14 protein-coding genes are annotated in these 13,056 nt (G+C 47.9%); 10 read left to right on the forward strand and 4 right to left on the reverse strand.

Annotated elements, in window-relative coordinates; all coding sequences use genetic code 11:
* The first annotated feature begins 50 nt into the window (after window positions 1–50).
* Together BM202_RS04155 and BM202_RS04160 are read left to right on the forward strand one after the other, a co-directional pair.
* On the forward strand, window positions 51–1,541 hold the full coding sequence (locus BM202_RS04155) for a tetratricopeptide repeat protein (RefSeq protein WP_093823208.1): 1,491 nt from the start codon (window positions 51–53) through the stop codon (window positions 1,539–1,541).
* A 54-nt stretch (window positions 1,542–1,595) separates the two neighbouring features.
* Window positions 1,596–2,468 (forward strand): glycosyltransferase family protein, encoded by an 873-nt coding sequence (locus BM202_RS04160; RefSeq protein WP_093823210.1) that lies wholly within the window; start codon window positions 1,596–1,598, stop codon window positions 2,466–2,468.
* Between the two features lie 29 nt (window positions 2,469–2,497).
* On the opposite strand, the gene BM202_RS04165 is transcribed toward BM202_RS04160, so the two are convergent.
* Together BM202_RS04165 and BM202_RS04170 are read right to left on the reverse strand one after the other, a co-directional pair.
* Window positions 2,498–3,376 carry a hydroxypyruvate isomerase family protein gene (locus BM202_RS04165; protein ID WP_093823212.1) on the reverse strand — a complete coding sequence of 293 codons (879 nt, stop codon included), beginning with the start codon at window positions 3,374–3,376 and terminating at the stop codon, window positions 2,498–2,500.
* Between the two features lie 12 nt (window positions 3,377–3,388).
* Window positions 3,389–4,033, reverse strand: a complete 645-nt coding sequence (locus BM202_RS04170; protein ID WP_245776528.1) for a 3-keto-disaccharide hydrolase — start codon at window positions 4,031–4,033, stop codon at window positions 3,389–3,391.
* 314 nt (window positions 4,034–4,347) lie between these two features.
* On the opposite strand from BM202_RS04170, the gene moeB reads away from it, so the two are divergent.
* The 6 genes from moeB (at window position 4,348) to BM202_RS04200 (ending at window position 9,165) form a co-directional block, all read left to right on the forward strand.
* Window positions 4,348–5,487 carry a molybdopterin-synthase adenylyltransferase MoeB gene (gene moeB, locus BM202_RS04175; RefSeq protein WP_093823214.1) on the forward strand — a complete coding sequence of 380 codons (1,140 nt, stop codon included), beginning with the start codon at window positions 4,348–4,350 and terminating at the stop codon, window positions 5,485–5,487.
* A gap of 155 nt (window positions 5,488–5,642) precedes the next feature.
* On the forward strand, window positions 5,643–5,996 hold the full coding sequence (panD, locus tag BM202_RS04180) for an aspartate 1-decarboxylase (protein WP_093823658.1): 354 nt from the start codon (window positions 5,643–5,645) through the stop codon (window positions 5,994–5,996).
* A 130-nt stretch (window positions 5,997–6,126) separates the two neighbouring features.
* Window positions 6,127–7,179 carry a lysylphosphatidylglycerol synthase transmembrane domain-containing protein gene (locus BM202_RS04185; protein ID WP_093823660.1) on the forward strand — a complete coding sequence of 351 codons (1,053 nt, stop codon included), beginning with the start codon at window positions 6,127–6,129 and terminating at the stop codon, window positions 7,177–7,179.
* 13 nt (window positions 7,180–7,192) lie between these two features.
* The gene (gene rfaE2 / locus BM202_RS04190; protein WP_093823216.1) at window positions 7,193–7,672 is read left to right on the forward strand and encodes a D-glycero-beta-D-manno-heptose 1-phosphate adenylyltransferase; all 480 of its coding nucleotides are present in this window, start codon (window positions 7,193–7,195) and stop codon (window positions 7,670–7,672) included.
* Window positions 7,673–7,853: 181 nt separating this feature from the next.
* Window positions 7,854–8,279, forward strand: a complete 426-nt coding sequence (locus BM202_RS04195) for a DUF2147 domain-containing protein (RefSeq protein ID WP_093823218.1) — start codon at window positions 7,854–7,856, stop codon at window positions 8,277–8,279.
* A 220-nt stretch (window positions 8,280–8,499) separates the two neighbouring features.
* Window positions 8,500–9,165: a zinc metallopeptidase gene (locus BM202_RS04200; protein WP_093823662.1), complete on the forward strand. Its 666-nt coding sequence runs from the start codon at window positions 8,500–8,502 to the stop codon at window positions 9,163–9,165.
* 102 nt (window positions 9,166–9,267) lie between these two features.
* Here BM202_RS04200 and BM202_RS04205 read toward each other — a convergent pair whose 3' ends face one another.
* Window positions 9,268–9,666: a phage holin family protein gene (locus tag BM202_RS04205; protein ID WP_093823222.1), complete on the reverse strand. Its 399-nt coding sequence runs from the start codon at window positions 9,664–9,666 to the stop codon at window positions 9,268–9,270.
* A 76-nt stretch (window positions 9,667–9,742) separates the two neighbouring features.
* Between BM202_RS04205 and BM202_RS04210 the strand changes: the two genes are divergently transcribed.
* Both BM202_RS04210 and BM202_RS04215 read left to right on the forward strand, forming a co-directional pair.
* Complete coding sequence (locus BM202_RS04210; RefSeq protein WP_093823225.1) at window positions 9,743–10,474, forward strand: class I SAM-dependent methyltransferase; 732 nt, start codon at window positions 9,743–9,745, stop codon at window positions 10,472–10,474.
* Between the two features lie 97 nt (window positions 10,475–10,571).
* Window positions 10,572–11,387, forward strand: coding sequence for a hypothetical protein (locus BM202_RS04215; protein ID WP_093823227.1), 816 nt, complete (start codon window positions 10,572–10,574; stop codon window positions 11,385–11,387).
* On the opposite strand, the gene BM202_RS04220 is transcribed toward BM202_RS04215, so the two are convergent.
* Window positions 11,381–13,045, reverse strand: coding sequence for an amino acid permease (locus BM202_RS04220; RefSeq protein WP_093823229.1), 1,665 nt, complete (start codon window positions 13,043–13,045; stop codon window positions 11,381–11,383). The genes BM202_RS04215 and BM202_RS04220 overlap by 7 nt on opposite strands.
* Window positions 13,046–13,056 lie beyond the last annotated feature (11 nt).

Below are 13,056 nucleotides of genomic sequence, written 5' to 3' on the forward strand. Positions count from 1 at the left end.
TTTTTTGGTTTAGAATAGTCCTTTTGACATTATTTCCTGTTGAAACAACCATGCTGACCTTCATTCGTCGCGTTGCGGTTGCAACAACCCTGCTCGTTTTTCTGCCATTTGTCGTATCAGCTCAGGACTTTGTCTGGACACCCGGTTTGCAACGCGCTTTTTCTGACTTGCAAAAACTGAAAGTTGCTCCTGCCCAACAGCAGATGGCTCGTGAATCTACAGCGAATGGCATTCGAATTTTTCTGGACGATTACGCCGACATGCTTTTGCTTGCCACCTCCGACGATGAGCAGGCCTTTGACCGCCTGAGCGACCGCGAAAGTGACCGGCTCGATGTCCTGAAAAAGTTAGACGATACGTCTCCGTGGCAACGCGTTATGTTAGCTGAAGTACGTCTCCATTGGGCATTTGTAAAACTAAAATTCGGGAAAGAAGTAAGCGCCAGCTGGGATGTAATCCGCGCGTATAAACTGCTGGCGGAAAACCAAAAACGATTCCCCAATTTCCTGCCCACTTATAAGTCACTGGGTACGTTGCACGTAATGATTGGCTCCGTACCTGATAATTACATCTGGGTAGCCAATCTCTTGGGGTTACATGGCAACATTAAACAGGGTCAGGATGAGTTGAAAGGAGCCGGGCAAGATCCCGTTTTTGGTCGCGAAGCCCGTTTGATCGACTTCATGGTGCGTGCTTATGTACTCAAGTTTACCGACGCTGATGAGAAACTGTTGCAACGGTTCATTAGTGAGCATCCCGACAATCTGTTACTCAACTTCTTTGGAGCAACAATTGAGCAGAAAAATGGACATAGCGAACAGGCACTCGCTTATCTGGCGAATCGACCTACGGGAAAAGACTACCTTGCCTTGCCAATAATCGAAAATATTCTGGGCGACATTTCCCTTCAAAAAGGAGAATATCCCTCAGCCATAACTCATTTTCAGCAGTTTCTGGCAACGTACAAGGGCCAGAATTTTCTAAAGGATACGTACTATAAGCTATTTCTCTGCTACTGGTTGGGCGATGACCGTAGCGCCGGTGACATAGCATCTCGTGCCTATTTGCAAAAAGTCATAACTGTTGGGCGCACAACGGTTGAGTCCGATAAAGCCGCGCATAAATTCGCTGATACGTATTTGAAACGAGGTGCCTCACCCAACCAGAAGGTCCTGATGCGTGCCCGACTTGCATCCGATGGTGGTTTCACCGACAGCGCGTTGACTTATCTCCGGCCGTATAGTGAGGCCAAATTTCCGCTGACGCCAGAAAAGGCTGAATATAACTACCGCATGGGGCGCATCTTTCAACGCCGAAATGACTCCGATGCTGCCATTCCCTATCTCAGCCGGGCTCTTACGCTTAGCGAACCGGATCAGTTGTCCTTCGGGGCAACAGCCGCCCTACAGTTGGGCTACATATACAAGCAAAAAAACGATCGTACCCATGCTCGATCGTTTTTTCAGAAGGCAATCAGTTTCAAACGGCATGAGTATAAAAACAGCGTAGATAATAAAGCTCGGGCAGCGTTGAATGAATAACGTAGCAATTGAGACTTATCTTTACCGACTCGTAGTCAACCCGATCTGTATTCCATGAAAGTAGCCGGATTCAGTTTTATCCGTAATGCCGTTCAATTCGATTATCCCGTAGTAGAAGCCATTACGTCTGTATTACCCTTGTGTGATGAGTTTGTGATCGCCGTAGGTGCTTCAGACGACGATACGCTGGATTTGATCAAGTCAATCCCCTCGGACAAAATTCGAATCGTTCATACAACCTGGGATCAAAGCGCTCTTGCGGGAGGACGGGTGTTAGCCCAGGAAACCGATAAAGCTCTTGCTGCCATTTCACCAGATGCCGACTGGGCCTTTTATATCCAGGGCGACGAAGTGTTGCACGAGCAATCTATTCCGGTGGTGCGGGAGGCTATGCAGACGTATCTAAAAGACGAGAATGTCGATGGGCTGCTTTTTAAATACCTGCATTTTTACGGCTCCTACAGCTACGTAGGTGACTCTCGTCAGTGGTATCGTCGCGAAATACGGGTGATTCGAAACACCGGCAATGTAGTCTCCTACAAGGACGCACAGGGTTTTCGAACACGCGACAATCGCAAGTTGAACGTCAAATTGATTGATGCCTATATTTATCACTATGGCTGGGTAAAACCGCCTGAAACACAACGAAAACGGCTTGAATACGCCAATCGCTTTTGGCATACCAGCCATGAGAACATCGCCGACGCAGATGCCCGTGCTAAAGTATTTGACTATGGCGAGATTGATTCATTAGCCCATTTTACGGGAACACACCCTGCCGTCATGCAGCCTCGCGTCGACCGCCTGAACTGGACCTTCGATTTTGATATCACCCAAAAAAAATACACCCCCCGGGTGCGCTTTCTAACCTTCATAGAAAAGCTGACCGGGTGGCGTATTGGCGAGTATAAGAATTACAAATTGTAGAGACGCAATCCCCCTTGCGTCTCTACAATTTACACATCACATATCAATACCGCTTCTTTCAGGCTGGTCAATGGGTCACGTTTAGGAATGAACTCCTGCGCTACGAAGCCTTTGAAACCCGTATCAACAATAGCTTTCATGATGGCTGGGTAGTACAGTTCCTGTGTTTCATCGATCTCATTACGTCCAGGATTTCCGCCCGTGTGATAATGACCAAAGTATTGGTTATTAGCCCGGATGGTACGGATAATGTCGCCCTCCATTATCTGCATATGGTAGATATCATAAAGCAGTTTGAAATTTTCTGAGCCAACTTTTTTACATAGTTCAACACCCCAGGCTGAGTGATCACACATGTAATCTTTGTGATCCACCTTACTGTTGAGCAACTCCATAATCATGGTAACACCATACTTTTGGGCACTGGGCATCAGGCGTTTCAGTCCCACAGCACAATTGTTCATACCTTCTTCATCGCTCATACCCCGCCGGTTTCCCGAGAAGCAGATAACATTCGTTAGACCAGCTTCCTTAAGTTTAGGAAAAATATCCTCGTAGCTAGCTACTAACTCGTCGTGCAATTTAAGATCGTTGAATCCCTGCGGAATACCTTTCCCAGCACCTTGTGCCATAGAGCACGTAAGGCCATATTTCTTCAACACAGGCCACTCGGCGGGTCCAAGCAGATCGATACCGGTCATTCCCATTTCTTTTGCCGACTTGCAAAAGTCTTCGAGTGGAATTTTACCGTAACACCATTTACAAACCGAATGGTTGATTCGTCCCTTTAGCGCAAGGGGAGCTTGTGCATTTTGATTCATAGGACTGGCGAAGGAATCGGTCAGAACAGGCAACGTCAGGGCGGTGCCAGTTATCGTTTTAAGGGCCGTACGGCGGGAGAAGGTCATAAGAATTTAGGGCTATAATTCGCGAATTCGAATATTGCGAAACCAGACTTTGTTACCGTGGTCCTGCAGGGCAATATGACCGCTCGCATATTTACCAAAGCCTTCCCACCCTTTGAATTTACTCTCCGACACCATTTTATCCCATTCGGGACCGCTGGTTGGATACTCTGCCGTTTTCTTACCATTCAGATATTGCTCCGCTTTCCCTTTACTGACAATCAGTTTGGCTTTGTTCCATTGACCAGCCGGATTAGCGGCTCCGGGCGTAACGGGCTTCTGTAAATCATAAAGTGACCCCGCGGTACGGTTGCCATCGCGACCCTGTTTAGCATCGGGGTGGCGCTCATTGTCAAGAACCTGCATCTCAGGCCCCGTATTGTAGGTCGATTTGAATTTAGGGTCTTCATGAACGTGGTAAATAATACCACTGTTGCCACCTTCCGCAATTTTCCATTCTATTTCCAATTCAAAGTCACCGTATTCCTTGTCGGTTACCAGATCACCAGCTCCTCGATCAGTCAAATGAATCGCACCATCATCGACCATCCATTTGTCAGAGACGGGTTGACCCGCTTTCAGATATGTGTGCCAGCCGGTTAAAGTTTTACCATCGAACAAGCTTTCCCACTTACCTTTGGCAGGTTCATTAATACCCATAGCAGGCTTTACCGGATTAATCGAAGCATTGACTGAATGTGACGTAAACGTTAGAGAAAGGGCCAACAGGCCAACCGTCAATTGTGGCCGAAATTGTAGTAAATGGGTGTGAGCAGCCAGATCAATTGCGGGAAAAAGCTTATGGTTCATAGTTAGGAAACGTTTGGATTTTGACGGGGCAATAGTACTAAAAAAAACTACATACATCACGTTTACTAAATATTTACACACTGATTAAAAACGGCGCAATTTTAGACAGGATAAATCTGTTGGATAAATGCAGCATATTTTAGCTTGCTCAACGAACACCAAATATGGAAGCCACAACCCTAGTACCTGCCGAAAAACAACGCTATCAGAAACACCTGAATCTGCCCGAAATTGGCACAAAAGGTCAGTTACAGCTCAAAAATGCCCGAGTACTGGTCGTTGGAGCCGGTGGTCTTGGATGTCCTGTGTTGCTTTATCTGACGGCTGCGGGCGTGGGGACAATCGGCGTTATTGATCCGGACGTAGTGGATTTAAGCAATCTTCAACGGCAAGTTCTGTACACGACGGATGAGGTTGGCAAACCCAAAGCCAAAGTGGCCGTTAGTCACCTGAATCGGCTGAATCCAGATATCAGTTTCGATACGTATACGATGTCGCTTGACATTAGTAACGCCCGCAGCATCATTGAAGACTACGACATTGTTGTTGACTGTACCGACAATTTTAAGGTTCGGTATCTAGTCAATGATATGTGTGTTACGTTAGGCAAGCCTTTTGTCTACGGCGCTATCCATCGGTTCGAAGGTCAGGTAGCCGTACTGAATGCCGATCTTGGCGAGGGGCTTCGTGGACCAACGTATCGGTGCCTGTTTCCACAATATCCGAATGAGATTGAAATCCCGAATTGCAACGACACGGGCGTTTTGGGTGTGCTGCCGGGCGTGATTGGTACGTATCAGGCCAACGAAGTCATCAAACTTATTACGGGTATTGGCCAATCCCTAAGCGAACACCTGCTGATGATCGACCTGCTGTCGATGGGTCAGCAGAAAATCAAAACCAAGCGTCGGGTCGATGCCGAAGAACTGGCAGAACAAGGCTTGATATCAATGGGCTTACCTCCAGCTCCTGGTACGTTAGGCCCACAAAAAATGTCGGTGCAGGAACTAGCCGACCGACTATCACTAGGCGAATCTATCTTTCTGCTGGATGTACGCGAACGGCCCGAATACGATTTATGTCACCTGGATAATGCCGTCCTGATTCCGGTTAGCATGATCCCTAACAATCGGAAACGTATTCCAACCGATCGACCCGTTGTTGTTTACTGTCACCACGGCATTCGTTCGGCGAATGTTGTTCAGTACCTGTACGCGCAGGAAGGACTAACGAATCTGTACAATCTCGACGGCGGCATCAATGCCTGGGCGCGAGACGTTGAGCCTGCGATGGCGGTATATTGACCCGAAGTCACTGGTGCGTAATGAGTTAACGTTCCATCTATTTGTGGTGGCGAAACTGCCCGGAACCAAGCCCTATTCATGACTGTTTTCGGTACGATGTAATGGAAGTGAGCAAGTGCTATACCGCCGTTACGTCCGATTCGTACCTAACAATCATGTTCCTTACAGTTTTAAAGTCAAAACTCCATCGCGTCAAAGTCACGCAGGCAGAACTCAACTACGTCGGAAGCATTACCATTGATGAAGACCTGATGGAGGCAGCCGGTCTACTCGAAAATGAGCAGGTTCATATCGTTAACAATAACAATGGTGAGCGGCTTGTCACCTACGTTATCAAGGGTAAACGCGGTTCGGGCATCATCTGCCTCAATGGAGCGGCTGCCCGCAAGGCACAGGTTGGCGATATCATCATTATTATTGCCTATGCCATGATGACCGCCGAAGAAGCTGAAGCCTATAAACCAACGGTTGTTTTCCCGGATACTAATAATCGGTTGGTGAAAGGTTAAGCCTTTTATTTACCGTTAACACCCATTTGGGCGAAACTCCGTTACTTTGTAACGGAGTTTTTTGTAACGCGGCTGGAAAGCCGCATTAATGGTTATTTCAGCGCGGCTTTCCAGCCGCGTTACACGCTTTATGAATTTAACAAATATTCTTAAATACGTCATTTCACTGGCCATTGCTGGTGGGTTACTTTGGTTTACATTCCAGCAAAGTCATCTTGACGCAGCCGATCTGTGGCGCAAAATCAGTGCAGCCGATTATCGATGGATAGTGGCATCTGCCTTCTTTACGATTATTGCGCACTGGAGCCGGGCCGAACGATGGCGTATTTTGCTGGAGCCTGTCGTTTCTCAACGTCCAAGTTCGATTGATGCAACGGCGAGCGTATTGACAGGTTATCTGGCAAATTTGGCGTTGCCGCGGGCGGGCGAAGTAGCCCGTTGCGGCACACTGTATAGATTATCGGGCGTGCCGGTCAATGTCAGCTTTGGTACGGTCGTTGCCGAGCGGCTGTTTGACGTACTGATGCTGCTGCTTTTGCTGGCCGCTACATTCGTGCTGGAATTTGACCGCTTGAGTCAGTTTTTCATGGAGTTCCTGGGCGGCAAATTGCCCAAAGGGTCCAGTGGATCGGGCGTTCTGCTGCTGGCTGGCGCGGTGCTGTTAGGGCTGGCTATACTAGGCTGGTTTTTATTCAACCGATACCGCGAAGCACTGGGTCGGCACCCACTCTATCAAAAGGTTAGCGGCTTCCTAACGGGGTTGATGTCGGGGCTTCTGAGCGTTCGTAAATTGCGTCGGCCAGGGGCATTTTTATTCCATACGCTCCTGATCTGGACTATGTATTACCTGATGTCGTACACGTTGTTTTTTGCGATGCCTGCCACGGCCAATCTTGGTCCATTGGCGGGGCTAACCATTTTAGTGGTTGGTTCGCTGGGCATGGCAGCCCCAACACCGGGCGGCATCGGTTCGTTTCACTTATTGGTTGGTCAGGTGGCTTTGCTCTACGGCCTAACGGGCCAGGATGGGCAAGTACTCGCTACGTTCATTCATGGTGTGTCAACAATTATGATCATCATTCTGGGTATTCTGGCCTTGTTAGTCGTTCTGCTTCGGCGCAATAAAGTAACCGACGCAGCCGATGTACTGGACGATCCGAAGGCCATTAAACTGGAACGATAAGGTATTTTCTTTTATGACCGAATCCAAAATTCTTACCCGCGAACAAGCCATTCAACGGGCTGACCAGTGGAGAGCCGAAGGCCAGCAAATCGTTTTTACGAACGGCTGTTTTGACATAGTCCACCTTGGCCATATTGATTATCTGGAAAAAGCGCGACACCTCGGCGATCGCCTGATTTTAGGCCTCAACACTGATGCGTCGGTTAGTTGCGTTAAAGGGCCATTACGCCCTGTGGTAGATGAATATGCCCGCGCCCGACTTATGGCTGCCTTCGAATTTGTCGATGCGGTTGTCCTCTTCGGCGAACCCACGCCTATCGAATTAATTGAAGTTATTCGGCCTGATGTCCTGGTTAAGGGGAATGATTATACGGTGGCAACTATCGTTGGCGCTGATTTTGTGCTGGGCCGGGGCGGACGCGTAGAAACGGTTGCGCTGGTACCGGGCTACTCCACCACCAAACTTATTGACCGGATTAAACAAAGCTATTAGACCGGTATATCAACGCTTATAGCTCCGTTATACCGGTTAATTAATTTTAATCTATCATTCTTATGGATTCAGGAATAAAGACGCTATTTTTAAGTCCCGTTACGTAGTTTGGCAGCGTTCGTAGGCGGGTTTCCTGATAATTTCCGTTCCAGTAATTACCTCGTAAACCGACAACGCACGAATGAATTCGATTTCGCTACGTAACAAACGCCGTTTCTGGGTTTGGGTCCTGATTTTACTATTACCCATAACCGGCAAATCGTCCGTTGATCATACCGCCGATCAGATTCTGGGCATCTGGGAATTTCCGGGCAGAGGTTCAACGGTTGAGTTGTATCGTACGGGAGATCGCTACTTTGGCCGCATTGCCGATGTTAGTCAAACGGGACAAGAACGGTTCGGACTGACCAAAAATCAACTACTCATCAGCAATCTGGGATTCGATGGCAATGGCTGGTCGGGAGGTGAGCTGATTCACCCTAAAACGGGAATTCATTTTAGCCTTGAGGTAAAAATGATTGACTCAAAAACTCTGAACGCCCGGATTTTTAAAGGCTTCCGCTGGATACATAAAGAATTTGTATTGACGCGGGAAAAAACGTCCTAGATGGCTTCATTTCAGCATAAAATACGGCTCCACTTACGCAAATAGGTGGAGCCGTATTTGTGTATTGGCTTGTTAAATGGAGTATTAGCTTGATAAATGGTCAATCTAACGGGATACTTTTTCGGGTAAACTGTTGTTTTACTATCAACGGGTACTAAGTTTCCTGTTTAGAACGAACCAAAAACCTGACTAATTAACAATGGCATTTTCCTGGATATTGATGATTGTTATCTTCGGCCTCAGCGCGTTTGTGAGCTGGCGGTTACGAAGTAAGTTTAACGAATACTCCCAAATTGGTCTCAGTAACGGCATGAGCGGTGCTGAAGTAGCCCAAAAAATGCTGAATGATAATGGCATATACGACGTCCGGGTTGTTTCGGTTGAAGGTATGCTCACCGACCACTATAATCCGGAGGAGAAAACCGTTAACCTCAGCGCTGATGTTTACTACGGCCGAAGTGTAGCGGCTGCGGCTGTAGCTTCGCACGAATGTGGGCACGCAGTGCAACATAAATTAGCCTATGGGCCACTCAAACTCCGTTCGGCAATGGTACCCGTACTGACGGTATCATCGCGTTATTTGCAGTGGGTGTTGCTGGCGGGTATTCTGTTATTGAATACAACGCCCTTACCGCTTGCGATCGGTGTAGCACTTTTTGCCTTAACGACACTGTTTAGCTTCGTTACGTTACCCGTTGAATTTGACGCCAGCCGCCGGGCACTCGCCTGGGTACAAACGACCGGTGTTGTGAATCAACGTGAGTATGGTTTTGCCAAAGATGCACTGTGGTGGGCGGCTATGACCTACGTAGTGGCGGCTCTGGGTTCATTGGCCACACTACTTTATTATGCCAGCCTTTTGATGGGTGGCCGCCGAAGCGACTAACAACAACTAGGCGAACAGACTTCTCCAATGCAAAAAGCCCTGCCATCACTGACAGGGCTTTTTGCATTGGAGAAGAATTTAATTCGTGGCGTAATCGTCTACTTACGTCAGACGTAGATGCGACAATACGGTTACTACGTAGCCCGATTCAACCATTTCCTGCGTTGGTGCGGATCGATCAATGAGCGTTCCCGCTACGGCTACGGCCAGCGCAATGACAAGAGCAGGCCAGAAGCCAACGATGGTAAAACTGTCCATTACCTTGTCAATCAGTTTTAGGAGAATGGCTGTCACAATAATTCTGACGATACCCGTCAGCAGGAAGAAGGTAACGAGGTTGAGTGGAAAGCGAATAAGCCAGCCCACAAAAAAATTCAGTAAGCCAAGGAGTAGTGCAATCAGTACGGCTGTGCCAAAATTCTTGACATCAACCTGGGGCATAAGGTAGGCCAGACCAAAAATTACGGCGGCATCGAGCAGTAAATGTAGGATGAGATTCATCTAATCAGGTGTATTTGGTTTCTTGAACAACTGTTTTGTATTCTGATGGTTTAGAAATTATAGCAAACCTTGAACCATGCAACGTCTCTGGATCTTACTCTTCATTTTTTTTACAGCCTGTGGTCAAGGCTCATCTCAGCAACAGTCAGCTACGACCTCCCCAACAGATTCTACGAAGGTTTATCGCTTTGGTGAGGCCAGCCGCGATGGCATTGGCAAAATTTACCAGAATCGCGAAATCGCTCAGGTTATGGGTCACCTGGGTGCGTCCTGGCTCGAACGTCCGGAACGCGAACGGGAAGAACGTACTGATTTACTATTGAAAGCTCTCAATTTGAAGCCGACCGACGTAGTAGCTGATATAGGTGCCGGAACGGGTTTTTTTACGTTTCTGATGTCGCCCAAACTGCCTCAGGGGAAAGTGCTGGCGGTAGACATCCAGCCCGAAATGATTACGTACCTGAACGAAGGAAAAGTAAAACGAAAAATTACCAACGTACAGCCTGTGCTCGGCACAGAGTCAGACCCCAAATTGCCTGCCAGCAGCACTGATCTAGCCATTTTGATTGATGCCTACCACGAATTTTCCTACCCCCGCGAGATGATGGGTCATATTGTGACAGCCTTGAAACCGGGTGGACGCGTAGTGCTGGTTGAATATCGAGCCGAAGACCCGAACGTACCGATCAAAGAACTTCATAAACTAAGCGTAGCGCAGGCAACGAAAGAGATGAAAGCGGCCGGGTTGAAGTTGATCAAAAATGATGACCGGCTACCACAACAGCACATCATGTTTTTCGGAAAGTGATGTATCCAGTCTCGAATAGCGTTGGGTTCAGATTTCTTCCTCAGTAGATTACAACCGTTCGGCCCGTTTTAGAATCTCTTGGAAAATTACTATCCATATGCAGATTTCCTATCTTCTCGTCGGACTGGCATTTCTTCTGGCAGGTTGCAAAGATGATAATGGTGTTCAGGTTCAATCATTCGATGCACCCGTGCAGTCGCTCGCTGACTTACCTACCGATTATCAGCCGATTCTGCAGGGTAGCTCGGTGGCTGGCCGCTTAAAAAGCGAGACATACGCTGGGCAGCTAACCAGCGAATGGCGCTACAATCAACAAGGTAAAATAGTGGAATGGCGTAATTATAAAGCGGGACAAGTAACAACAGCCGATCAATACCGCTATGATGCGACTGGGCGGCTTCGCTACGTACAGCATTTTGATAATGAGTGTGGCTACTCAAGCCTATCCAGTTGTAGTGGTCCTGTAAAATGGACAAGTTATAATGAATTTAATACGGACGATGCTGGACGTATTCAGGAAAGTCGAACGTTCTTAAAACAGTCGGAGCAATGGGAACTACGCAGTGTAGCCACGTATGAATACAATAGTCAACAACTGCCCGTGAAGGTTCTGATGTATGACAGTACCCGTAAATTAGGCAAAACTCAGGAGTTCACCTACGACGGTATAGGCAACATCATTTCGTTACGAGAAATCAGCACAAACACCACACCTGAATACGCAGATCGCACCTTTCGTTATGAATACGATCAGGGGCTCAACCCGTATGCTGGTACAGTGCATTACATTTCCGCTTTTTTTTCAAGCCGACATGTTCAGCTTACGCCAGGCACAAACTATGAGTACGCGGCAAATGGGTATCCATTACGTATCCATCAAAACAACCTGGTGAGCGAGCTAGCGTATTATTGATTCGCCAGCTTACTCTTCCGGAAACCATAGGAAAAATAAATCACCAGACCGATAATGAGCCAGATACCGAAAATCCGCCAGTTGCTGGCTCCAAGCTCAGTCATCAAATAAAGATTTGTCAAAATGCCGATTACCGGAAGCAGCGAGAAATTATGCCGGAATCCCTGAACAGCCAAAACAATCCATACACCCCAAAACACAAATAACAACGGTTTACTCCCCATCGTTTGCAGCAGATCGGCACCCGTGAGCGCATAGGCCACTACGGCTAGCAACACCAGCCCAATAATGTATTTGCCATTTACGTAAGGCACCTTAAATTTAGACTGTGCCGTCAATCCTTTGGCATCCAGAAACAAGATGCCCGCGCAGACCAGGATGAAGGCAAAGAACGTACCAACGCTGGTCAAATCGACGAAGAATTTAAGATCCATAAACATGGAGGGCACAGCCACAATGATACCTGTAATGATGGTTGCAAACGAAGGCGTTTTGTATGTAGGATGGATCGTCGCAAACCGTTTCCAAAGCAGGCCATCCCGGCTCATGGTCATCCAGATGCGCGGCTGGCCGAGTTGATACACCAGCAAAGCACTGGTAATGGCAACTACGGCGCTTACTGAAATCACACCCGCCACAAAGTCAAGATTTACTTTCTGGAACACATAGGCCAGCGGGTCGCTCACACCCAACTCTTTATAATTGACCATTCCGGTAAGCACCAACGTAATCAGTACGTAGAGAACCGTACAGATTGCCAGGCAATAGAGCATGGCTCGGGGCAGATCACGTTGCGGATTTTTACACTCCTCGGCTGTAGTGGAAATGGAATCGAACCCGATAAACGCAAAAAATACAGAGGCCACTCCGCTCAACACGCCCGACATTCCATTCGGCGCAAAGGGTGACCAGTTCGCGGGTTTTACGTAAAAAGCGCCTACTCCAATAACCAGGGCAATGACGGCCAGCTTGAGCAAAACCAGAATATTACTGGCCGCACGAGATTCCTTGATACCGATGTAAACCAGGGCCGTAATCAGAACCGTAACAGCACCAGCCGGAAGATTAGCAATCAATTTCAAGCCACCCAATTCTGGCGCGTTGGCATACGCATTAGCTAACGTACGTACATTGTCAGGTAAGGTACTGAGAGCCGTGCCCGCCTGTTGGGTCTGCTGTACTAACTCGAACGCCTTCGACGCCGAACCATAATCCGTAGCGAAATATTTGGGAAATGTAATGCCGAAGCCGCTTAACATCGACGTAAAATATTCTGACCACGAAATAGCCACGACCATGTTGCTAACCGCATATTCAAGAATCAGCGCCCAGCCGATCACCCAGGCAAAAATCTCACCGAAGGCTACGTAGGCATACGTGTAGGCACTTCCACTCACGGGGACCGTACTGGCAAACTGTGCATAACTGAGGGCCGTGAAAACACAGGCAATTGCCGTGAACACGAACAATAGCGATACTGCCGGCCCACCGTTGTAACTTGCCAGACCAATAGTGCTGAAAATACCGGCTCCAATGATAGCTGCAATTCCAAACGAGGTCAGGTCGCGTACGCCCAGCGTCTTCACTAACTTGCTCGACTCGCTGCCAGCTGCATCACTCAGGATTTGTGCAACAGTTTTTTTACGTAAAATGGACATGTATAGGTGGG

It is taken from the genome of Spirosoma endophyticum (genome assembly GCF_900112365.1).
In the GTDB taxonomy this organism is placed as follows: Bacteria; Bacteroidota; Bacteroidia; order Cytophagales; family Spirosomataceae; genus Spirosoma; species Spirosoma endophyticum.